The organism is Microbulbifer maximicatervae (SeqCode) (assembly GCF_052467955.1).
The window spans coordinates 1254853-1276978 of the sequence record NZ_CP174329.1; the positions used below are offsets into that span (position 1 = coordinate 1254853).

A 22126-nucleotide genomic window follows, 5' to 3' on the forward strand; every position below is an offset into this window, starting at 1 on the left:
TCAATCTCTATGCCAATTTTATTTTTAGTAATAAAGGGGGTTTGGCCTGATTGTCCACAATTTTTGCGACAAAGTGGTGCATTTAATTAATTTTCTGCGCTGTAAATGTGCTTATTCAAATCTTATGTATTAGCGCCAAAAGAAGTAGAGCAGATGAGAGAGCAGTAGAATTAAAGTTAGTAGCTGCCAGACAAGAACCGGATTTCTTTCTAGCAGGGGGCGGCTTTGGGGGGCTTTAAAATCTGGGCTGGGAGATTGCAGATCCTGGATAAATTCTGACAATGCGTTGTAGCGCTTTTTAGGATCAGGAGCACAAGCCTTTTGTAGGGCGCTATCAATCCAGTAGGGAATATCTTTGCGGTGTGCGGATGCGCGAGTAAAGCGCATTTGGCTATAGCTCTTTAAACGGTAGTGGTAGCTGCCAAAGCGCTCGGGATAGGGATATTTGCCCGTGAGCAACTCATAAGCAATGACTCCCAGGGAAAAGATGTCTGATCGATGGCTGGCGCTATCCCCAAAAAAGAATTCCGGGGCTGCGTAATTTTTACTACCGGGTGCAGTTTCACCAGAGAGATGTAATTGCTCTCGGAGCCCTGGGCCATCGGCACCACCGAGATCAATGATTACCAAGCGCCCGTCATTGCGCATCATAATATTCTCCGGCTTGAGATCGCCGTGAACGATCTCCAACCGCTGTAAACTTCGCAACGCACTAACCAGTTGTCCCATTAGCTCCCGCACTTGGGGAATTTGAGGTTGTGGATGTAATTGCATCCACTGACGTAAAGTCTGTCCTTCGATGTATTCGAGAATATGATAGAGGCAGTGCCTTTCAGAGGTCGGAGCGAAAACCCTAATAATTCCTGGGTGGGAGATTCGTCGCCCGGTCCACTCCTCAGCAACAAATCGTTCGATGTAGTGGGGGTCATCACAGAAATTAACCGAGGGAGTTTTTATCACTCGCAATGCTTCGGTATTGAGGTCCCGGGCAAGATAGAGATGGCTGCGACTGCTGGCATGTAATTCCTGTAAAACAAGAAAGTTGTCGAGCTTTTGGCCTGGGCACAGATCAGGTGCGAACGGGAGTTCGCGATTGCGCATGGCCAATTCATCGCACTGGGGCAGCCCTACATAATTTACTCGGCAAGTGACAGCAGTCAGGTTATCGGTGGAGCCCGCTTTCAGAGCAGCATCAATAAGCCCTTGTGGTGTTGAGCTGGAAAAGTTAAGCAATCGCTCAATCATCTCCGTCTCAGGCAGAAAATCGTGAATACCATCGCTACTCACCAGGAATATATCCCCGGGCTGTAATTCCTCACAGCGGTAGTCCACCTCAATATGGGCATCCATTCCCAGGGCGCGACTCAAAAACGTGCGTCCAGGTCCAAGGCTGTGGCTGTGATCGCTACTCAGGCACTCTAATTTCCTGTCGCGGAGCCGGTAGATCCGGGAATCGCCGATGTGGACCAGATGTGCGCTGGTGCCTTTGAAAATAACGGCAGAAAAAGTGGTCAACCAACCTCGTTTAATTTCGGCACTTCCACCACTTTGTCGAAACAGCCAGCTATTGAGCGAGTGCAAAACCCGCGCAACAGCGTGCTTTGTCGACCAGGTTTGCGGGGTGCTGTAATAATCGGAAAAGAATCCATTGATGGCAGCGCGGGCTGCTTCACCGCCGGCTTCTGCATTGGCAACACCGTCGGCTACTGCGGCAAGGCTGCCGTGGCGCTGTAATTCAGCGCCTTCGGGAAGCCGCACTGCGCAGGCGTCGTCATTGTGTTGGCGAAGTCCGGTGCAGGAGGCAGTGAACAGTTGCAGGGCATCTTCTTTATTGCCCTGCGAACTGTCACTGGCAGCGAGCCCGGATTCTTTGGTGCTCGCTGCAGTGGGTAGATCGTTATTAGGCAACATCGATCATGGATACGCTGCCATCGGGGTGTACTTCTGCCATTTGTCCCTCCGGTTCTTCCAGTAGAAGCAGGGCGGCAAAGCCGAGCAATGCGGTAGCGCAGATTACCAGGAAAAAGGTCTGGTAAGACACCATGCTGAGAACGGTGAGATAGAAAACGGCTCCGACATTGCCGTAGGCGCCAGTCATGCCGGCAATCTGCCCGGTTAGGCGGCGTTTGATCAAGGGCACCACTGCGAATACAGCGCCCTCACCAGCTTGCACAAAGAAGGAACAGGCCATGGCAGCGGCGACCGCCAGGTACAGGGGCCACTCGGCATCGATCATGCTCATAGTGAAGTAACCCAGAGCCAGGCCAGCGGTGAGGATCAGCAGGGTAGGTTTGCGGCCCCAGCGGTCGCTAATCAATCCGCCGGCAGGGCGTGACATGAGGTTCATAAAGGCATAGGCGGAGGCCAGCAAGCCAGCTTTTACCGGGTCTAGTGTAAAGGTCTCGGAGAAGAATAAGGGCAGCATAGAAACCACAGCCAATTCGGAACCGAAAGTCGCGAAGTAGAGCAGGTTCAAAACAGCTACTTGCTTAAACTTATAGCGGTGTACCGGTGCGGGTGGGTTGCTGAGCACTTCGCGGTTAATACTGTAGGTTTTATACGCGTCCAGAAGGTACAGTAGTACCAGGCCTGCATAGATCAGGTTGGCGGTAAGGTTGGATATTAATGCAACGCCGCTGGATAATTTCCAGGTTAGCAGAGCCAGTGCCGCATACATGGGCACTTTCATCACCAGAAGCAGGATAAAATCCCCGGGGCTGGTGACTTCCATAGCGCCAATTTTTTTGGGTTTGAAATAGGTTGATCCCTTGGGCGTATCAGTCACAGAGAAGTAATAAACTACGCTGTAAACCAGTGCGATTGCGCCGGTGAGGCCAATGGCATAGCGCCAGCCGTCGTCACCGCCAAAAAACAGGGCGATAGTGGGCAGGGACATGGCTGCTGCAGCTGAGCCAAAATTTCCCCATCCCCCGTAAATACCCTCTGCGGTACCCAGCTGTCGAGCCGGGAACCATTCGGATACCATGCGGATACCTACGACAAAACCTGCACCAATAAAGCCCAAAAGGAATCGGCCAATGGCTGCCTGCACAAAATTGTCTGCCAGGGCAAAAATAAAGCAAGGCACACTGCCGATTGCCAGTAATAGCGAATAGGTGAGTCTGGGGCCATATTTATCAGTGAGCATCCCTATCACAATACGCGCGGGAATTGTCAGGGCCACATTTAAAATAAGTAGGGTTTTGACCTGGTCTGGTGTTAATGAAAGGCTTTTCGCAATTGCCATTAACAATGGTGCGTGGTTAAACCAGGCAAAGAAAGTGATAAAGAAAGCCACCCAGGTTAGGTGGAGCACTTTTATCTTCCCGCGGAACGAGAATAGATTGAGTGAGTCACTGGACATGCGCATTTCCTTTGTTTGCTAATTCCGCAGGCACAAAAAAAGCCCAAAGCTGCAGCCGCTTGACTGCAGACGATGGACTTCGTTGCCCGTTATATTCGGCGAACAACCGCTTCACCGCGCTGATGCGCCTGAGGGAAGGCAATTGCATCATCGAATTATTTCCATTCAATTAATGTGCCACTATTTTTTTGCGAGCAGGAAATCCACCGTTTGCCGGTAGAGGTCTGGACGATAGGCTTCTGCTGCACGAAGTGTCGAGCTCCCCAGATCTGAATACATCTCCAGTAGCTGCCGTGCTTTTTCCTGAGTTGGACGCCCACAGTCGTTATCAATATGGGCAAAGAGGTGCCAGCCGGGATTGGCGAGGATTTCCCGGTCTCGGTGGTAGAGAATCTGGTCATTGAGAGAGCGTTGAATCAGATCCTCAGGCAGGTTGAGGTATTGCCCCAGGGACAAGAGCTTGGCAGCTTCGGCTCTGTTTGCGCGTGCGGCAAGCCAAGTGCAGGCTTTGAGAAGAGCGGCCCTTAGGGCCAAGTGGGTTGCAGGGTTGGCTTGGTGCCAGCTTTCAGTGACTGTCAGCACTTTTTCCGGCATAGCTGGCAGCAGTGTATTACAGGCTGCAATGACCACGCCGGACCCTTTGTGGGCGGCCAGGGAGTTCCAGGGTTCGCCTACACAATAGCCATCGATAACGCCACTGTGGAGGTTTTCCAGCATTTGTTCAGGCGGTAATACCACCAGTTTTATATCCCGATCCGGGTCGATATCGACGGAGCGCAACCAGTACCTTAATTGCAAGCTATGGCTTGAAAATGGATAAACTGTGGCGAGTCTGACAGTAGGAGGGTGTTTATTGCCGTGCAGATAGCGCTTAAGTGCCAAGGCGATATCACTTTGAGAGTCACCTTCGCAGTAATTTTGCAGGCGTTCAAATAATTCTGCGGAAAGGGTAATAGCGTTACCGTTGCAGCTGAGAATTAACCCACTCAATAACCGTTCGCGGCAATTGGGCAAAGCTTGTTCCAGTGTCAGGGGCATAGGAGCGAGCATTGCTGCAGCATCTGCCTTGCGCGCAATTAACTTGTCTCGCAGGGTGGCCCAGCTTGTTTCTTTTTGCAGCTGTACTTTTAATCCATATTCTTGGAAGTAGCCTAGTTCCTTGGCGACAATCAGCGGTGCGCTGTCGGTCAGGCGCAGGTAAAGCAGTTTGATGGTCTTTTTTTCCGGGCACAGAAGGGCTGACATCGGTACTCTAATGCTCTTTCTGAAAATATTGGATAACTTGCTCGGCAACTGTATGGATGGTTGAGTTGCTGTTCATCGCGAGATTGCGCAAGGTCTTATGGGCATCCTCTTCACTGAGGTTCTTCTTGGCCATTAATAGCCCTTTGGCCCGCTCGATAGCTTTTCGCTCTGTGAGTTGCTGCTGGGTACGCTCGAGAGACTGACGCAATTGCTGGAAATGTTTAAATTGTGCCATAGCGATTTCTATCGCTGGTGCCACGCGCTCAGGGGTCATTCCCTCGGCCATATAAGCGCTTACCCCGGAGTCGACTGCGCGGCTAATGAAGTCTGCGTTGCCGCTACTTGAAAACATGGCCACCGGAGTCGGCGCCTCACGATTAACTATGGCCAGGCTTTCCAGGATATCCCTGTCTGGGGATTCGATATCTATCAACACAATATCCGGACGGTATTTTTCCACCTGGAAAAGAAGTCCCTCAGCACTATTGATCTGGGCAAGAATACTGTAGCCAGCAGCACGTAATCGCTCACAAACCAAGTGAGCTCGCTCGGGATTGTCATCGACCAGCATGATTCCAGGGCTTGGATTAGTCACAATTTACTGCGGCACTCATCTAATAATTTTTATTGGGCTTTACCAACTTTTAATCAATAGTTGTGCCAAATACGCAGGAGTGGGGGAGTGGATATATTTCTCTAATTCCATGAGATAAATCTGATGTTACTGCTTTTTCCTGGTGCGACATTCTGCGGATATTGTTTTTTTTGCACAAGTAGGGGGCTAGTACATGTTTTTCAGGCAGAAAAGTGTGACTTGGTACTACGAAGGCAAAATCATCTGCACATTTGCGGTTTGTGTGAATAGACTGTCATATGGCGTGGTATTTTTTGTTATAAGCGTAATGTGGCAGCCGTATTCTTCGATAATATTTAACTAACATGATGTATTTGGTGATCTATTTTTGGTTATTAAAAATAGTCAGTTACCCCTAAATTTTTGTGGTTTCTGTTTATTTGCAGGTGCTTGCTCTACCGTGGGGATTCTTTTGGATTGAAAATTCATAGTGAATTGATCGGTAAGGCCATTCAAAAAGGAAAATCCCTTTTATTTTGGATAAACAAATAGCAATTTAACTTCAGGGAAAAGGTTTCGAGCGAGACTAATTTTTGCTTATTTCTCTCAGGTCTATATAGCCAATTTAGGATATATAGTCTTATTAATTTCACCAATTACGGCTATCAGGTTATCCCCCTTTTCATCCCCTTTGACGACGTTTACACTCGATCTGTTTATAAATTGGGCAATCCAATACTTTTTGAGGTAGATGTAGCTGTAAGTTCATAAAATCAACTAAGAGGGGCACGGCGGTGATTATAGCCATACCTAGAGAGACCGCAGAGGGAGAAGCACGTGTTGCAGCGACTCCCGATAGCGTAAGACGATTACGCGATTTGGGTTTTTCCGTAGCGGTGGAGAAGGGGGCTGGTAACAGGGCCAGTTTTACTGATGAAGCTTATGCTGAAGCCGGTGCAGAAATCCGTGAGGATATGCAACAGTGCCTGGCTGATGCGGGCATAGTATTAAAAGTACAAGCACCAACTGATCAAGAGTTGGCCCTGATTCCCAAAGGAGCTACGCTGATCGCCTTTCTGAAGCCGGCACAAAATGCCGAGTTCCTACAGAAGCTTGCCGAGCGCGATATCAATGCGCTAGCGGTCGAGTCGATTCCAAGAATTTCCCGCGCGCAAAAAATGGATGCGCTCAGCTCCATGGCAAACATTGCCGGCTATCGTGCGGTTGTGGAGGCTGCCCACAATTTCGGTCGCTTCTTTACCGGGCAGATCACAGCTGCAGGAAAAATTCCCCCGGCAAAAGTACTCGTTATTGGCGCTGGTGTAGCGGGGCTCTCAGCGATAGGGACGGCAAAAAGTATGGGCGCCATAGTGCGGGCCTTTGATACCCGTGCTGAAGTGCGAGAGCAAGTGGAATCCATGGGAGCTGAATTCCTTACCGTAGAAATTGAAGAAGAAGGCTCGGGCTCCGGTGGTTATGCCAAGGAGATGTCCAAGGAATTTATCGAAGCTGAAATGGCGCTGTTCCGCGAGCAGGCCAAAGAAGTGGATATTGTGATCACTACTGCCCTAATTCCGGGAAAACCCGCTCCGAAATTATGGCTTGCTGATATGGTTGACAGTATGCCTAAGGGTTCTGTCGTTGTGGATTTAGCGGCAGAAATGGGCGGTAACTGTGACTATACAGTGCCCCATGAAAAAGTGGAGCAGAACGGCGTCACTATTCTTGGTTATACCAATCTTCCCAGTCGAGCAGCGGCACAATCCTCGCGCCTGTATTCAACCAACCTTGCTCACCTGCTTGGGGAGCTGACTCCAGAGAAAGATGGTGAGATTAATCTCAATTTTGATGATGAAGTGATTCGTGGAGCCACAGTAGTTAAATCCGGTGAGATTACCTGGCCTCCACCCGCACCAAAAATTTCTGCCCAGCCCAAGCCATCGGCGAAAGCTACTGAAGAAGTGAAAATTGTTGAGGAGAAAGCTGAGAAACGAAAATCTCCCGTATCTATTTTTGCATTTTGGGCGATTGCGGCAATCTTATTGTTGTGGTTGGGGCGTGTGGCACCTCCTGATTTCGTCTCGCACTTTACCGTATTTGTCCTGGCAATATTTGTTGGCTGGCAAGTGATTTGGAATGTTACCCATGCGCTACACACTCCGCTAATGAGTGTTACTAATGCAATTTCCGGCATTGTGGTTGTTGGTGCATTAGTACAGCTTGGGATTGCCAATTCGGGTTTGGTGAGCCTGCTTGCTTTCATTGGCGTATTGGTGGCCAGTATTAATATATTCGGTGGTTTCTTTGTGACCTACCGTATGCTGAAAATGTTTCGCCGGTAAGGGGGGGAGAGAGTGATGAACGGTATGATTGCAATGGCTTATCTCTTCTCCGCAGTGATGTTTATCTTGAGCCTGGGAGGTTTATCCAGTCACGAAACTGCGCGCAGGGGAAATATTTACGGCATGGTGGGAATGGCAGTTGCCATTATCGCCACTATTGCTGGAGTGGCCGCCGGGGCTTACTGGATGGTCGCTATCGCCATGATCGTCGGTGCGGTGATTGGTTTGGCTCTGGCCAAGCGTGTGGCTATGACTCAAATGCCACAAATGGTGGCTTTGCTACATAGCTTCGTCGGCTTGGCTGCGGTATTAATTGGTTGGGGCGGTTTCCTCGATCCGGTTGTGGAGTTACACGGGGCTGCTCATGTTGTCCACAGCACTGAGATATACCTGGGTGTATTTATTGGGGCAATTACCCTGACCGGTTCTTTGGTTGCTTTTTGTAAGTTGCAGGGATTGGTTTCCGGGAAACCATTAATGCTACCGGCCCGGCACTGGCTTAACTTGATTGCCATTTTGGCCTGTATTGTTCTGGGTGTGTTGTTTGTACCGGCAGATGTGCATGCGGGTACGGTTATTAACTTGCTGATAATGACCTCAATTGCATTGCTGTTAGGTATTCACCTTGTGGCGGCTATTGGCGGCGCTGATATGCCGGTGGTTATATCCATGTTGAACAGCTACTCCGGTTGGGCCGCTGCCGCTACCGGATTTATGCTGGGCAATGACCTGTTAATTGTAGTGGGCGCCCTGGTGGGTTCTTCCGGTGCCATCCTGAGTTACATCATGTGCCGGGGAATGAATCGCTCTTTTATCAGCGTTATTCTCGGTGGATTTGGCTCTGATGGTGGTGAAGTTTCCGATGAGGAAGTCGATGGTGAAGTAATTGCCATTGATCAGCAGGAGCTTGCGGATGAACTGGATGCGGCGGACAGTATCATTATTGTTCCCGGATTCGGAATGGCGGTAGCCCATGCCCAGCAGGCTGTTAGTGACTTGACCGATCGCTTGAGAAAGGCAGGTAAAACAGTGCGCTTTGGTATTCACCCGGTAGCGGGGCGTCTCCCCGGACATATGAATGTTCTCTTGGCCGAGGCCAATGTCCCCTACGATATTGTCCTGGAGATGGATGAGATTAATCCGGATTTCCCCACAACGGACTTGGTTTTGGTGATCGGTGCAAACGACACAGTAAACCCGGATGCTGTGGAAAAACCGGGCTCGCCTATTGCGGGTATGCCGGTTTTGGAAGTTTGGAAGGCGGGTAAGGTTGTTATCCTCAAACGCTCTATGGCTTCCGGGTATGCGGGAGTTGCTAACCCGCTGTTTTACAAAGAAAACTCACGTATGCTGTTCGGTGATGCAAAAGATAGTTTGCAGGGGGTTTTGGGTAAAGTCGGCAATTAGTTGCTGACTCGGGTTAATAATAGTAATTAACCTATTTTGTACTGAAAGGCCTGGTGGGGTACAAATTGTGATGTGCCGCTTCAGGCCTTTCTGTATTTTGGTTTAGCAATTTCTTTTGATGAAAAACTTGGTTATCGAACCCTTTTTCAAATAGTGGTAGGCTCCACCGCTTTACATATCTTTACTAATAAAAAGGTTAATAGGAGTTTGGGGATGGAAATCCGTCTACGTAAGCTAGCTTTAGCAGGGGTTGTTACTCTGGGAGCTTTAGGCTTGGCAGCCTGCGGGGGAGGCGGAGGTGCCTCTGACTCTGTTAGTGGTGGTGGCTCTGAGGTGCCTACAGCCGTTGGTGGTACTTGGGAAGAAGGTAATTTCCTGCCCGCCTCAACTTATGCGAGCCGATGTGTTGCTCCTCGCAGTGGTACTAACCCTGCTACGGGCTCTAAATATACAGAAGTAGCGGGTACTCGCGAAGATGAGAATAATTGGCTGCGCTCAATGAGCAATGATCTCTACTTGTGGTACGACGAGATTGATGACCAAAATCCAGCCGACTTTGATGATTCTTTAGCTTATTTCGAAGAGCTAAGAACTTTCGCTCTAACTCCCTCCGGTCGAGAGAAGGACCGCTTCCATTATACGGTTCCGTCAGATGAGTGGTATTCACAAACTGAATCTGGTGTGTATGTAGGTTATGGTGTCCAGTGGGCCCTACTTTCCGATCAGCCGCCACGTAAAGCGGTAGTCGCTTATCTGGATGAGGAAAACGGTGGTAATCTGCCGGATATTATCACCCGCGGTGCAGAAGTTATCAGCGTGGACGGCGTTGATCTGGCTTACGGCGATGATGTTGATACCTTAAATTACGGTATGTGGCCGGAGAGTGCTGGAGAGTCCCACGTATTTGAAATAAGACCTTTGGGTTCCTCGGCGATTGAGACTGTCACTTTGGTAGCATCGCCGGTGCAATCTGATCCTGTTCAATATGTCAAAACTGAAGTGACGGATTCGGGGCGCAAAGTTGGTTATATGTTGTTTAATGATCATATTGCAACAGCGGAAGCGGAGTTGATTAATGCAGTTACTCAGCTCGAATCTGAGTCTGTTGACGATTTGATTCTGGATCTGCGCTATAACGGTGGAGGTTATCTCAGTATCGCTGCGGAATTAGCCTATATGGTTGCCGGTGATATTACTGCGGGACAAATATTTGAAATGTCCCAATTTAATGATCAACACCCGGAAACAAACCCTGTTACCGGGGCGCCGCTGGATGGGACTCCATTTTACTCAACTGGACTGGGTATTATTGATGAATCTTTATTCGGTAAAGAATTGCCGACTTTGAACTTATCGCGGCTGTTTGTCCTAACCAGTGAAAATACCTGCTCCGCCAGTGAGGCCATTATCAATGGTTTGCGCGGCATTGATATCGAGGTTATTCAGATTGGTGAGACCACCTGCGGCAAGCCCTATGGTTTTTATCCGCTGGATAACTGCGGCACCACCTATTTTACTATCCAATTCTCCGGTGCAAATGCAAAAGGCTTTGGTGATTACTCCGACGGCTTTGTGCCCAATGGTAATTACGGTACTGATGCTGATTTGCCTGGGTGTGTGATCGGTGACGACTTTGATAATTCCCTGGGCGATGTGAATGAGGCGCGCTTTGCCACTGCATTGAATTACATTGAGACTGGCGAATGTGGAGATATTGCCGTTAGCGCATTCTCCATTTCCGATGAAAGCGAGGGTGCCCCCGCTTTCAATGCACGAGTGACCAAGGAAGTCTCTCGCAGTAACCGCATAATGGTGAAATAAAATGAAAAAGGCAGCTTTGACTAAACTTTGTGGTTTTGCATTAGTGTGTCTTGGCTGCTCCTCCCAGCAAAATATTGAAACTGCACAACCGGCACTGTTACAGGAAACGAGCCCGGAGATTCAGGGCAAGTTGCAGGTGGCAGTTTCGCAAGCGCTGGGCGGGGTTAATGTGACCCTGGGCCCGAGGGTGTTTGTGGACGATACTATTTTGGTGATTGAGAATGATCCCAAAAAGATGGCTCTGATTGGCCGGGATATGGGGCGGCCGATCAAGTTTCAATTAGTCGGCAATGGTGAGAAATGCTGGTTGAGGCGACTGTCCAATGGAGAATCCTGGGAGTTGCCTGTGATGTGTAAGCCAGTTTCCACTGGTTGAGAAAAGAAAGGGGAGCATTAGCTCCCCTTTTTGTTTAACGCAGCAGGTTGGACTTGCGAATATCCGGCTTCTGCGCTGCGCGGAAAATCAGGGCAATCTTGCCAATTTCCTGTACCAACTCGGATGAGGATTTTTCGCAAAGCTCACCAACGATTTGGTGGCGTACTTCCCGGTCGGCGATCATCAGTTTGACCTTGATCAGCTCGTGGTCTTCGAGTGCCCGGTTCAGTTCTTCCATCACCCCCTCGCTCAGCCCATTGCCGGCTACGGTCACGACAGGTTTCAGATTGTGACCCAGAGAGCGAAGAGCTTTTTTGCGGTCGGCGGTTAAAGGCATACAATACTCCATTACCACTTTGTGGAATTCGATGTGGGAGCGGCCACAGACCGCGATCGTCGCCAGCGTTTGTTCGGCGGACCCGATCGCGGCCAGTGGCCGCTCTTACAATTAAGCTGTAGTGATTGTAGGCATTGTACCCGATGGGCCGATCTAAGAGCAGCCACCGTTGGCTGCGTGAACATTTTAATGACCATTACGTCAAACAGTCCCAAAAAGAGGGCTACCGCTCCCGTGCCAGCTACAAGCTGCAGGAGCTGCAAAATAAGGACCGCTTATTCAAGCCGGGAATGACTGTTGTCGACCTGGGTGCGGCTCCAGGGGGCTGGTCCCAGGTAGCGATGGAGTTGGTAGGGCACAAAGGCAAGGTTTTGGCGTCAGATATATTGCCGATGGACCCGCTGGCCGGTGTGGACTTTGTCCAGGGGGACTTTACCGAGGAGTCGGTGCTCAGTGAACTGTTACAGCGCATGGGCGATGAACTGGCAGACCTTGTGATTTCCGATATGGCCCCCAATATGAGTGGGATACGCGATGTTGATCAGCCCGCCTCCATGTATTTGGTGGAACTGGCGGTCGATATGGCCCGGCAGGTACTTAAGCCCGGTGGTGCATTTGTTGCAAAGGTATTCCAGGGAGAGGGTTTCGACGAGTTGATCCGCGACTTGCGTGGGAGCTACAACAGTGTCGTAACTCGCAAACCTGGTGCTTCCCGCCCCCGTTCACGTGAAGTATACGTGGTGGCGCGAGGATTTAAGGGCTGAGAGCGACTGAGAACATCGGCGTATTTCTAGTCTGACTCCCCATATGGTATAAGCGATACCTGTATCGGGGGCGAAGGCTGTTGACCCCCCGCACCTATACTGGTTTTATCCGGTATTGATGTGGCCGGCATTGCCGGAATGAACGGATTTTGATTGCGAAAGCGAGAGGGCTATCCCTTTGAATGATATGGCAAAGAACCTGGTACTGTGGTTGATCATCGCAGCGGTACTGCTGATGGTTTTTCAAAACTTTAAACCGCAGTCACGGGATGAGGCTCTCAGTTACTCCGACTTTGTTCAGGATGTGCAGTCGGGCCAAGTTAAGAACGTGATCGTAGACGGTCTGGTGATCACCGGCGAAAAAGCCGATGGCAGCCGCTTCAAGACTATCCAGCCACAGATTATCGACGATGAGCTCACCAATGAGCTGGTTCGCAGCAATGTGCAATTCGTTGGTCGCGAGCCTGAGTCACCGAGTATCTGGCAGCAGCTTCTGGTAGCCAGCTTCCCGATCCTGATTATTATCGCTGTGTTTATGTTCTTTATGCGCCAAATGCAGGGCGGAGCCGGCGGTCGCTCAGGTCCTATGGCATTTGGTAAGAGTAAGGCGCGCCTGCTGGGCGAAGACCAGATCAAGACAACTTTTTCCGACGTTGCCGGAGTAGATGAAGCTAAGGAAGAGGTACAGGAGCTGGTCGAGTTCCTGCGCGATCCCACCAAGTTCCAGCGACTGGGTGGCAATATCCCCCGTGGCGTACTGATGTGTGGCCCTCCCGGTACCGGTAAGACCCTGCTTGCCAAAGCAATTGCCGGCGAAGCAAAAGTACCTTTCTTCTCCATCTCCGGTTCTGACTTTGTTGAGATGTTCGTTGGTGTGGGCGCTTCCCGGGTGCGGGATATGTTTGACCAAGCCAAGAAGCAGGCTCCCTGCATCATCTTTATCGACGAGATTGACGCTGTTGGCCGTCACCGTGGAGCCGGCGTTGGCGGCGGTCACGATGAGCGCGAGCAGACCCTGAACCAGTTGCTGGTTGAGATGGATGGTTTCGAAGGTAATGAGGGTGTGATCGTAATTGCAGCGACCAACCGCCCGGATGTACTGGACCACGCCCTGTTGCGCCCGGGTCGCTTTGACCGCCAGGTATTTGTTGGGCTGCCGGATATTCGTGGCCGCGAACAAATCCTCAAGGTTCATATGCGTAAAGTGCCTATGGACGACAAGGTGAATCCGCAAACTATTGCCCGTGGAACCCCTGGTTTCTCCGGTGCCGATCTGGCTAACCTGGTCAACGAAGCCGCCCTATTTGCTGCGCGGGCCAATAGACGCACCGTAACCATGGAAGAGTTTGAGCGCGCCCGTGACAAGATCATGATGGGTGCCGAGCGCAAGTCCATGGTGATGAATGAAAAGGAAAAGGTGAATACCGCTTACCACGAGGCCGGTCACGCCATTATTGGTCGACTGGTACCCGAGCATGACCCGGTACACAAAGTAACTATTATTCCCCGTGGCCGCGCTCTGGGCGTCACCCAGTTCCTGCCTGAGGAAGACAAGTACAGCCTGTCCAAGCGCGCGATTGAATCGCAACTGTGCTCCCTGTTTGGCGGCCGTATTGCCGAGGAAATGACCCTGGGTATCGACGGTGTTACTACCGGCGCTTCCAACGACATTGAACGGGCCACTGACTTGGCGCGCAGTATGGTGACCAAGTGGGGCTTGTCCGAAAAGCTCGGCCCATTGCATTACGGCGAAGATGAAAGTGGCCAGCCCGGTCAGGGCAATCCAGTTTCCGGCAAGACTTCCAATGAAATTGATGTGGAGGTGCGCCGTATTATCGATGTCTGCTACGAGCGAGCACAAAAGCTGCTGGAAGATAACCGCGATATTCTTGAAGCGATGAAAGATGCGCTGATGGAATATGAAACCCTGGATGCGGAGCAGGTGGACGATCTTATGGCTCGCCGCAAAGTTCGCGCACCAAGGGACTGGGAAGACAATAACTTCGGTTCTGGTGGAAACAGCCCGACCCAGGATACTGAAACCACAGAGGCCTCAACTGAGGCGGATAAGAGCAATACCGTCGGCGGCCCATTAAACGGCCACTGATTCTCCGAAGCGACTAACTGGACAAAACCAAATGCCGGGTTGGGGATAGGGCGATAGCCTGTTCCGATCCGGCATTTTTTTATTTCAGCCAATGAAAATTATCTGTGGTAACCACACCTTAGACCTCTCCCAACCGGTGGTTATGGGGGTTCTGAATACAACGCCAGACTCCTTTTCCGACGGTGGTAATTACTATGCCTCCGGTAGCCTGGACTTGACCCTGGCTCTGCAAAGAGCAGAACAGATGCTCTCTGAGGGAGCGAAAGTCCTGGATATTGGCGGAGAATCGACACGCCCTGGCGCATCGCCGGTCACCGAGCAGCAGGAGCTGGATCGGGTAGTGCCGGTGGTGGAGGCAATCAAAGCTAACTTTGACGCGATTATCTCTGTCGATACCAGTACTCCGGCAGTGATGCGTGAGTCAGCTGCGGTAGGGGCGGGACTGATCAATGATGTTCGTGCCCTGGAGCGCCCGGGTGCACTGGAAGCAGCCGTCGAGAGTGGCTTGGCGATCTGCCTGATGCATATGCAGGGTCAGCCCGGCACTATGCAGGATGATCCGTCTTACACTGATGTTGTAGAGGATGTCGCCAGGTACCTGCAGAAACGGGTCGATCTCTGTATCGAACTGGGGGTGGCACGGGATCGGCTCATTCTCGACCCAGGTTTTGGCTTTGGCAAAACCGATGAGCACAATTTGACGTTGTTGCGTAATTTGTCGCAGCTGGCGCCGGCGGATATGCCCATACTGGCAGGCTTGTCGCGCAAGTCGATGATCGGCCGCCTGCTCGATCGAGATGTAGATGGCCGACTCCCCGGTAGCCTGGCCCTGGCCATGTTGGCTGCGCAAAAGGGCGCAAGAATTTTACGTGTCCACGATGTTGCGGAAACCGTGGATGTGTTGCGCATGCAGCAATTGGTTTGCAGCGAAATTTGATGAGTGATGTCTTACAGAGACCTTAAGCCGCAGGGTCCTGTTGTGGTTTTCCGACAGAATAGAAAAGCGGCGAAGTACACAATTGAGAAGCGTTATGGAAAGAAAGTATTTTGGTACTGATGGTATTCGTGGTCGCGTTGGTACGGGAGCAATTACTCCCGATTTTATGCTGCGCCTCGGATACGCTGCGGGCAAGGTATTAGGGAGAACTTTCAAAGAGAAACATCACCGTCGACCTCGCATTCTTATTGGTAAAGACACCAGGGTTTCCGGCTATATGTTCGAGGCGGCTCTCGAAGCAGGTCTGATTAATGCCGGTGTTGATGTCGCCCTGTTGGGGCCAATGCCGACTCCGGCGATTGCCTACCTGACCCGGACTTTCCATGCCGGTGCAGGCATTGTTATCAGCGCTTCCCATAACCCTTACCATGACAATGGCATCAAGTTTTTCAGTGCTGAAGGTACCAAGTTGCCGGATGAGGTTGAGCTGGAGATCGAAGCCGCTCTCGAGCTGCCAATGGAAACTTCTGACGATCTCGGTCGCGCCTATCGTGTTGATGATGCAGCCGCGCGTTACATTGAGTTCTGCAAGGCTTCCACGCCCTGGGGTTTCTCCCTTGAGGGTTTGAAAATTGTTCTCGACTGCGCAAATGGTGCCACTTATCACGTAGCGCCAATGGTATTTCGTGAACTGGGAGCAGAAGTCAGCGTAATAGGGGCTGGGCCCGATGGACTCAATATCAATCTTGATTGCGGCTCCACTAAACCGCAGCAATTGCAACGAGCCGTGGTTAAGCGCGGTGCGGACCTGGGAATAGCCTTTGATGGTGACGGGGATCGGGTGTTGTTCGTCGATGCCAATGGGGAATTGGTCGATGGCGATCAGCTGCTGTATATCATCGCTATGCACCAGCATAAATTCCTGGGCGGTTGCAGTGGTGTTGTCGGCACTTTGATGAGCAATTACGGTTTTGAGCTCGCACTGCGCGAAAATAAAATTCCGTTTGAGAGAGCCAAAGTGGGCGACCGCCATGTGCTTGAGAAAATGTCAGCTAATCAGTGGAAGCTGGGAGGCGAGTCGTCAGGCCACATTATCTGTGCCGATGCTTCTACCACCGGCGACGGTATCATTGCCGCACTGCAGGTACTGCGTAGCCTGTGTGAATTTGATGAGCCCTTGCATCAGCTTAAATCCCGTATGACAATGTTCCCCCAGCACATGATTAATGTGCAACTGGCTCATCGCGATGGTGTTCTCGATCACACAGACGTTAAGGCCATTGTTGTCGATGCAGAACGTCAGCTCGCAGACAGCGGACGTGTGCTGCTGCGGCCATCTGGCACAGAGCCTCTGATCCGGGTAATGGTTGAAGGCCGCGACAGCGCCCTGGTGGAACAGCTGGCCAAAGATATTTCCTCCGTGGTGGAGCGAATTGGAAATAACTGATCTGCTGCGATTTAACCCGTAGTAAATCGGTCCTCTTGGGGCGTAGAAGAAACTCGTATAATTTTGGTTGTATGTTGGCGTCAATGTCGCTAAGATTTGCGCCCCTTGAAGGAGCACACATGCGAACACCGCTAGTAGCAGCAAACTGGAAAATGAACGGCAGCCGCGAGTTTGCCGAACGTTTTTTTACCGAACTCAACCTCGAAGGTGTGAAGTCCGGTGTTGTTGTTTGCCCATCTTTTCCATATCTCGGCCTAGTGGCTGATGCGGCGGAAAAGAGCGGAGGTTTTAGCCTGGGTGCCCAGGACCTTAGCCAGGAGCCCAAAGGGGCGTTTACTGGTGAGGTTTCCGCTAGCATGTTACTGGATTGGAATACCCGTTACGTTATTGTCGGGCATTCTGAGCGCCGTAGTCTCTACGGAGAAACCAGTGAGTTAGTGGCGAAAAAATTTGTTGCGGCCCAAGAGGCGGGATTGACTCCAATACTTTGCGTCGGGGAAACCCTTGAAGAACGCGAGCAGGAGCGCACTCTCGAAGTGGTTGCAAAACAACTTCAAGCGGTTGCCGATATCATTGATTCGGCTGGCTGGAAGCAGTCCGTGATTGCCTATGAGCCGGTATGGGCCATTGGCACCGGAAAAACTGCTACTCCTGATGAAGCCCAAGCTGTACATGCATTTATTCGCTCGCAGTTGGGAGATTTGGGCGCTGAAGTACAGATTTTATATGGCGGTAGTGTAAAATCCGCAAATGCCAGGGAGCTTTTTGCCCAGGCAGATATTGATGGTGCCCTGGTGGGTGGAGCCTCGCTGGATGCCGGCGAGTTTGCTGAGATTTGTCGCGCTGCTGTTTAAATTGACAGCACGCGGGTTGGCGAATACTGAATAACGGGTTGTTTAGACCCCGGTAGAGAGTTTCCAGAAAATGGAAAAATTGGTATTAGTTGTACACGTTTTGACCGCATTAGGCATTATTGGCCTGATTTTGTTGCAGCAAGGTAAAGGTGCCGAAGCCGGTGCTTCCTTTGGTGCGGGCGCGTCTCAGACAGTTTTTGGCAGTCAAGGTAGCGGAAATTTCTTTTCCCGCTTGACAGCAATTTTTGCGACGGTATTCTTCGTCACCAGTTTCGGCCTGGCCATCCTGGCTAAGCAAGGTGCAGGCACCAATGTTGATGCGGACCTTCCGCAAATTCCAGCAGCGGTACAGCAAATTGGCCCAGCCGAAGAACTGCCGGCTATCGACAGCGATATCCCGCAGCTCGAAACAGATTTGGAAACTGGCGATATCCCGCAGATTCCTGCAGACAGCACCGGTTCAGAAGAGCCAGCTGCTAACCAGGAAAGTGAGGAACAGCAGTAAAAGATTTTTGCCCAGGTGGTGGAATTGGTAGACACGCTATCTTGAGGGGGTAGTGAGCTATGCTCGTGCGGGTTCAAGTCCCGCCCTGGGCACCACATCAAGATCCGAGGAAGTTCGGAATCATCCAAAAAGCCCGGTAAATCCGGGCTTTTTGCTATCTGAAGGGTACACAGCCCTCCGTTCTCGTTCGTTGTCACCCGGTGCTATCTGGTGCTACATTTGGTGCTACCTAGTTCAATTTAGAAACTGGTAGAGGCACCAATGGCCCTTACAGATAGATACTCAACTCAAAACAAGCCAGCCAAACCAAGCGGCAAGAATCATTGGCTTGCGGATATCTGGTAGCTCCGAATGCGGCTCTTCCGCTCAGTGCTCAATACGCAAAGTAATGTAATCAATATAGCTTGAGCCCTGAGATCAGCTTTAGATCTCAATTTTGGCCAAGTAGAGAGCTAGTCATTTCAGCAAGAAATGATATGGACTACTAGCTATTTGACTAAGTCAGGGAATAATTATGCCTACCCTACGCAGTTGCTTGTCTATAAGTTTTAGTATACTCGTCCTAATTTATGTCCTGCATTGGCTTCTTGCCTTTCCATGGCTGTGGGTGATTGGCTATCTTGTAGTTGGTGCAATATTCGTCGGTTTCTCAACGTGGCTTTACTCTGGTATGTATAGCGAAGACGAATGAAAATTTTTACAAGCGCGCATATGTATAGCTGAATAGTGCGGTCTTGGTGGTCCATACTGTTTGAAGTCCTGGACCTTGCCAACCACCAAGGGTTGTAAGGGGGGGCGATTCTGGACTCCCTTTGGGGTCTTTTGAGAACCACTTTTGCTAAAGCCGGCTTGCCTGTTCAGTATTAGGTAACCTCGCACTTTGTCGATTTGGAGTAGGTGAAGTCACGCTTGAATTTCAGCATCACGCTCAGTCGTTGAGACGCCTCAGTAGAGGGAGGATTCAAAGTGGTGTTACTTTTTTGTTGTGCTTTCCTATACGTCCCGTAACCACTGGCTAGAAGTTATTTTTCAAGTCCCGCACTGATCAAGAAACGAAGAAGCTCAGAATCACCCAAAAAGCCCGGCTGGTCCGGGCTTTTTACTATTTAAAAAATAAAAATATTAACCTTTCACTTTGTCAGGAGTTGCCCTGCATAGCCTTGAATATCCCTTCCTGGCTCACTCATTGAAGACCAGGTGCCTCTCCAATAATTTATAAGCCATCTGCAGAGCTCACCGGTGGTTGATGTGATTTTGTAGGCAGGAAACATTCACTAGTAGGCCTGTAATTCTATGTAATAGCTTTTCCGGGAGGTTTGGTTGCGGGTTTATTTGGGGGGATGGATACTGGATTACTCCAGTTGCTCGGTATCAAGTTAGTAACTATTTTGCTTCCCTTTCGCGATCCCTATTCTCGGCACGAGTTCTGAAAGTGAATTAAAAATCGGCTGAGATTTTTGGTAAAAATAGAAAAAGGAGTTTTCGATTGAAGTCTTATACCACTAAATACAAAAAGCTTTCGACACTTCGGGGGTTAGTAATATTTGTCGGGCTACTGTCCATGGAAGGTGTATCAGCTGACGCCTCTCTTTCTGATCTTGATCTTGATATTGATAATGATGGTCTGATTGAGATTCGCAGTTTCAAAGATCTTAATGAGATTCGTAACAACCTAGACGGATCAACTTTATACAGTAGTAACTATGGTTGCCCAGAAAGTGGCTGTTATGGCTTTGAGCTGACCAAAGACCTGAATTTTGATACCAATGGCGATAGTTATGTTGATGCGAATGATGAGTACTGGAACGAGGGCTTGGGCTGGGAGCCAATCGGTACAAGTGAAAACCCGTTTACTGCGACCTTTGAAGGTAATGGCTATTCCATCAGTAATTTATATATAAACTTCAATGGAGGGGAATTTACAATTCTAAATGAACACTCAGGCCTTCTGGGACATGCTCAATCGGCGGAAATACATAACCTTACTACAGTTGATACCGTTGTTTCTTTCATGGGTGTTATGCCCGCAGGAGAAGACTCGGCAAACCCTAGTGAGGGATGCTCGGGCGAAGCGGTTGAGTCTAGTACAATTTCCAATGGAGACTTCGATACGACATGTGTATTCAGTTCGGTAGTGCTGACCTTGGATTTAACAGGTGCTGAGATAGAATTACCCTATATTAATTTCGAATCTCCAGTAGAAGGTAATGAAGTATCTGTTATTGATTTATCTAAATTCCCTTTAGTTGATAACGGGTGCGGTGCTAGTGATTTCTCCGAGGACAGTGATAGCTTTTGTGTTATTGGGTCAACGATTAGTTTCCAAGATTGGGCTGATGGTGACAGTTTAGTTGCTATTTCAAGTATTCCACTTATACCTAGCGCTACATTTAACTTTTACCCCAAAGTTACGGCAAAGCTATTTCAAGCTGGCCAGTTCAGGGCTGTAATTTATGAGGATCAGGGACCGGCAGAGATTCAAGCCTGGGTCACAGATGAGTATGAGCTGGACCCATTTACCTATAGTTGGAACAGCCCAAAGCTAGTTCAGCTTAACGACTCTGGTGAAAGCGTATTTACCTTTGATCCAGCAGGTTTGTCGGGAGCTTTCGAAGTTACTGTTACTGTTACAGATTCTGGTGGTTTGTCAGATACTGCGAAGCTGATATTGCGAGTGGATGGCAGTGCCCCTGTATTGTCCGATAATGAGGATGCTGATCAGGATGGGCTGAGTGACAGCGTTGAGGGATTCTTAGATTTAGATGGTGATCGAATACCGGACTATCTAGATAGGGTAGCGGTTCGTTCCCAGCTGCCGGTAAATAGAACTGGTGCAGTGATGCAAAGCTCTGAAGGGACAAGCTTGAGACTTGGTGATAGTGCCTATATTGCCGGTCAACAATTGGGCCAGGTTACGTTAGAGGATATAGATAATCTCTTTGAGGATAATTTGGCAGGACAGAATAGCTATAAATTCCTGCATGGTATTTTTGACTTTGTTATTTACGATACAGATTTTGGGGAAAGCGCTAACATTGTTGTCCCTTTAAATGCCGCTTTACTCGAAGGTGCTCGTTATCTGAAATATCGCCAAAGTGTTGGATGGGTGGATTTTATTGAGGATGAATTTAACCGTGTATCTTCTGCACTGGGGCAGCTGGGTGATTGTCCTGAGCCGGGTAGTGAGAAGTACCAGCCTGGGCTCCATGAGGGCCATTTTTGTATCCAGCTTAGCTTGGTAGATGGTGGCCTCAATGATGATGACGGAGAGATGAATGGCATTATTGTCGATCCTGGTGCTGTCGCGACCCTCAATGTTAAAGAACCTATTGTAAATATAAAATCCTATGCACTTGAGAATTCACAGTTTCAGTTAGAGGAGGAGGCACCGGTGTTGGCTTTCTCCCTACAGAGTGACTCTGCTGATGCGATGCTGAAGTCACTCACACTCAAGGCCGATGGTGAGTTGGATGAAGTATCGGACATACAGAGGGTGCGTTTGTATTTGGATATGGATAACAATGGAATTGCCAGTAATTCGGAGTTAATCGGCGATGGTCTCTTTTCAATTGATAATGGCTATCTGAAGTTAGATTTATTCAAAAAGTTTCAGTTGCCCGTTGGTGAGGCCCAGTTTCTGGTGACGTATGAATTTTAAAACCTCAGAGAGTTTTTCGGAATTACTGCTATTAATTGGTGGATATATGAAACCTTTAAAATCCAATGTGCGCTTTTATTTTGTTTTAGTTATCGCTGCTTTTGTTGGTGGTTGTGCTGATTCTTCGAATAACATAGTTGAGCCAGAAGAAAAGCCCGTAAGTAAGGCCTTTTCGATTACCCTAGAGTCAGTTGAGGTTGAGAGGCTAAGTAATGGTGAGGCTGTCTCTGTGGATGCAGGTGAGATAAAAAATGAAGCTCTTATTTTGGTGCCAAATTTCGATTAAATAATTCTTAGTAAGTAAACGTAAAGCCCCTATTTTGGGGCTTTTTTAATGTTCAAATGCAGGGGTGCTAAAAGTAATTAGCTAATATTTGTTTCTAATAAC

The 22126-nt window shown here is 49.6% G+C and carries 17 protein-coding genes and 1 tRNA gene; 13 read left to right on the top strand and 5 right to left on the bottom strand.

Annotated features, from left to right (window positions below):
- Window positions 1-129: 129 nt before the first annotated feature.
- The 4 genes from ACJJI5_RS05340 to ACJJI5_RS05355 all read right to left on the bottom strand — a co-directional run bounded on the left by ACJJI5_RS05340 (window position 130) and on the right by ACJJI5_RS05355 (window position 5204).
- Complete coding sequence (locus ACJJI5_RS05340) at window positions 130-1911, bottom strand: bifunctional protein-serine/threonine kinase/phosphatase (RefSeq protein WP_444925841.1); 1782 nt, start codon at window positions 1909-1911, stop codon at window positions 130-132.
- Window positions 1901-3364, bottom strand: coding sequence for a NarK family nitrate/nitrite MFS transporter (locus ACJJI5_RS05345; RefSeq protein WP_444907336.1), 1464 nt, complete (start codon window positions 3362-3364; stop codon window positions 1901-1903). Before ACJJI5_RS05345 ends, ACJJI5_RS05340 begins: the two co-directional genes overlap by 11 nt.
- A gap of 180 nt (window positions 3365-3544) precedes the next feature.
- Window positions 3545-4609, bottom strand: a complete 1065-nt coding sequence (locus tag ACJJI5_RS05350) for a CmpA/NrtA family ABC transporter substrate-binding protein (RefSeq protein ID WP_444925840.1) — start codon at window positions 4607-4609, stop codon at window positions 3545-3547.
- Window positions 4610-4616: 7 nt separating this feature from the next.
- Window positions 4617-5204 carry an ANTAR domain-containing response regulator gene (locus ACJJI5_RS05355; RefSeq protein ID WP_413663235.1) on the bottom strand — a complete coding sequence of 196 codons (588 nt, stop codon included), beginning with the start codon at window positions 5202-5204 and terminating at the stop codon, window positions 4617-4619.
- A 773-nt stretch (window positions 5205-5977) separates the two neighbouring features.
- Between ACJJI5_RS05355 and ACJJI5_RS05360 the strand changes: the two genes are divergently transcribed.
- The 4 genes from ACJJI5_RS05360 to ACJJI5_RS05375 all read left to right on the top strand — a co-directional run bounded on the left by ACJJI5_RS05360 (window position 5978) and on the right by ACJJI5_RS05375 (window position 11129).
- Entirely contained in the window at window positions 5978-7525 is a 1548-nt protein-coding gene (locus ACJJI5_RS05360) for a Re/Si-specific NAD(P)(+) transhydrogenase subunit alpha (RefSeq protein WP_445355733.1), read from the top strand.
- Window positions 7526-7540: 15 nt separating this feature from the next.
- The gene (gene pntB, locus ACJJI5_RS05365) at window positions 7541-8932 is read left to right on the top strand and encodes a Re/Si-specific NAD(P)(+) transhydrogenase subunit beta (RefSeq protein ID WP_444925838.1); all 1392 of its coding nucleotides are present in this window, start codon (window positions 7541-7543) and stop codon (window positions 8930-8932) included.
- A 213-nt stretch (window positions 8933-9145) separates the two neighbouring features.
- Window positions 9146-10753, top strand: coding sequence for a S41 family peptidase (locus ACJJI5_RS05370; RefSeq protein ID WP_444925837.1), 1608 nt, complete (start codon window positions 9146-9148; stop codon window positions 10751-10753).
- Between the two features lies 1 nt (window position 10754).
- Window positions 10755-11129 (top strand): hypothetical protein, encoded by a 375-nt coding sequence (locus tag ACJJI5_RS05375; RefSeq protein ID WP_444925836.1) that lies wholly within the window; start codon window positions 10755-10757, stop codon window positions 11127-11129.
- 34 nt (window positions 11130-11163) lie between these two features.
- Here ACJJI5_RS05375 and yhbY read toward each other — a convergent pair whose 3' ends face one another.
- Window positions 11164-11466, bottom strand: coding sequence for a ribosome assembly RNA-binding protein YhbY (gene yhbY, locus ACJJI5_RS05380; protein ID WP_108734403.1), 303 nt, complete (start codon window positions 11464-11466; stop codon window positions 11164-11166).
- A 143-nt stretch (window positions 11467-11609) separates the two neighbouring features.
- Here yhbY and rlmE point away from each other — a divergent pair, with 143 nt between their 5' ends.
- From rlmE to ACJJI5_RS05425, 9 genes are all read left to right on the top strand, one after another.
- Entirely contained in the window at window positions 11610-12230 is a 621-nt protein-coding gene (gene rlmE, locus ACJJI5_RS05385; RefSeq protein WP_108734402.1) for a 23S rRNA (uridine(2552)-2'-O)-methyltransferase RlmE, read from the top strand.
- A 187-nt stretch (window positions 12231-12417) separates the two neighbouring features.
- Window positions 12418-14337, top strand: a complete 1920-nt coding sequence (ftsH, locus tag ACJJI5_RS05390) for an ATP-dependent zinc metalloprotease FtsH (protein ID WP_444896163.1) — start codon at window positions 12418-12420, stop codon at window positions 14335-14337.
- A gap of 91 nt (window positions 14338-14428) precedes the next feature.
- On the top strand, window positions 14429-15274 hold the full coding sequence (gene folP / locus ACJJI5_RS05395) for a dihydropteroate synthase (protein ID WP_444925835.1): 846 nt from the start codon (window positions 14429-14431) through the stop codon (window positions 15272-15274).
- 94 nt (window positions 15275-15368) lie between these two features.
- Window positions 15369-16721: a phosphoglucosamine mutase gene (gene glmM / locus ACJJI5_RS05400; protein ID WP_444896165.1), complete on the top strand. Its 1353-nt coding sequence runs from the start codon at window positions 15369-15371 to the stop codon at window positions 16719-16721.
- A gap of 119 nt (window positions 16722-16840) precedes the next feature.
- Window positions 16841-17575 carry a triose-phosphate isomerase gene (gene tpiA / locus ACJJI5_RS05405; RefSeq protein WP_444925834.1) on the top strand — a complete coding sequence of 245 codons (735 nt, stop codon included), beginning with the start codon at window positions 16841-16843 and terminating at the stop codon, window positions 17573-17575.
- Window positions 17576-17645: 70 nt separating this feature from the next.
- Window positions 17646-18080 carry a preprotein translocase subunit SecG gene (secG, locus tag ACJJI5_RS05410; RefSeq protein WP_413663227.1) on the top strand — a complete coding sequence of 145 codons (435 nt, stop codon included), beginning with the start codon at window positions 17646-17648 and terminating at the stop codon, window positions 18078-18080.
- A 9-nt stretch (window positions 18081-18089) separates the two neighbouring features.
- Window positions 18090-18175: transfer RNA gene (locus tag ACJJI5_RS05415), tRNA-Leu, on the top strand.
- 1391 nt (window positions 18176-19566) lie between these two features.
- Entirely contained in the window at window positions 19567-21738 is a 2172-nt protein-coding gene (locus tag ACJJI5_RS05420) for a hypothetical protein (RefSeq protein ID WP_445355734.1), read from the top strand.
- Entirely contained in the window at window positions 21728-22024 is a 297-nt protein-coding gene (locus ACJJI5_RS05425) for a hypothetical protein (RefSeq protein WP_445355735.1), read from the top strand. Before ACJJI5_RS05420 ends, ACJJI5_RS05425 begins: the two co-directional genes overlap by 11 nt.
- Window positions 22025-22126 lie beyond the last annotated feature (102 nt).

Coding starts and splice junctions, on each gene's coding strand:
- ACJJI5_RS05340 (WP_444925841.1), bottom strand. CDS start 1,911: ATGTTGCCTAATAACGATCTACCCACTGCAGCGAGCACCAAAGAATCC.
- ACJJI5_RS05345 (WP_444907336.1), bottom strand. CDS start 3,364: ATGTCCAGTGACTCACTCAATCTATTCTCGTTCCGCGGGAAGATAAAA.
- ACJJI5_RS05350 (WP_444925840.1), bottom strand. CDS start 4,609: ATGTCAGCCCTTCTGTGCCCGGAAAAAAAGACCATCAAACTGCTTTAC.
- pntB (WP_444925838.1), top strand. CDS start 7,541: ATGAACGGTATGATTGCAATGGCTTATCTCTTCTCCGCAGTGATGTTT.
- ACJJI5_RS05370 (WP_444925837.1), top strand. CDS start 9,146: ATGGAAATCCGTCTACGTAAGCTAGCTTTAGCAGGGGTTGTTACTCTG.
- ACJJI5_RS05375 (WP_444925836.1), top strand. CDS start 10,755: ATGAAAAAGGCAGCTTTGACTAAACTTTGTGGTTTTGCATTAGTGTGT.
- yhbY (WP_108734403.1), bottom strand. CDS start 11,466: ATGCCTTTAACCGCCGACCGCAAAAAAGCTCTTCGCTCTCTGGGTCAC.
- rlmE (WP_108734402.1), top strand. CDS start 11,610: ATGGGCCGATCTAAGAGCAGCCACCGTTGGCTGCGTGAACATTTTAAT.
- ftsH (WP_444896163.1), top strand. CDS start 12,418: ATGGCAAAGAACCTGGTACTGTGGTTGATCATCGCAGCGGTACTGCTG.
- folP (WP_444925835.1), top strand. CDS start 14,429: ATGAAAATTATCTGTGGTAACCACACCTTAGACCTCTCCCAACCGGTG.
- glmM (WP_444896165.1), top strand. CDS start 15,369: ATGGAAAGAAAGTATTTTGGTACTGATGGTATTCGTGGTCGCGTTGGT.
- tpiA (WP_444925834.1), top strand. CDS start 16,841: ATGCGAACACCGCTAGTAGCAGCAAACTGGAAAATGAACGGCAGCCGC.
- secG (WP_413663227.1), top strand. CDS start 17,646: ATGGAAAAATTGGTATTAGTTGTACACGTTTTGACCGCATTAGGCATT.
- ACJJI5_RS05425 (WP_445355735.1), top strand. CDS start 21,728: ATGAATTTTAAAACCTCAGAGAGTTTTTCGGAATTACTGCTATTAATT.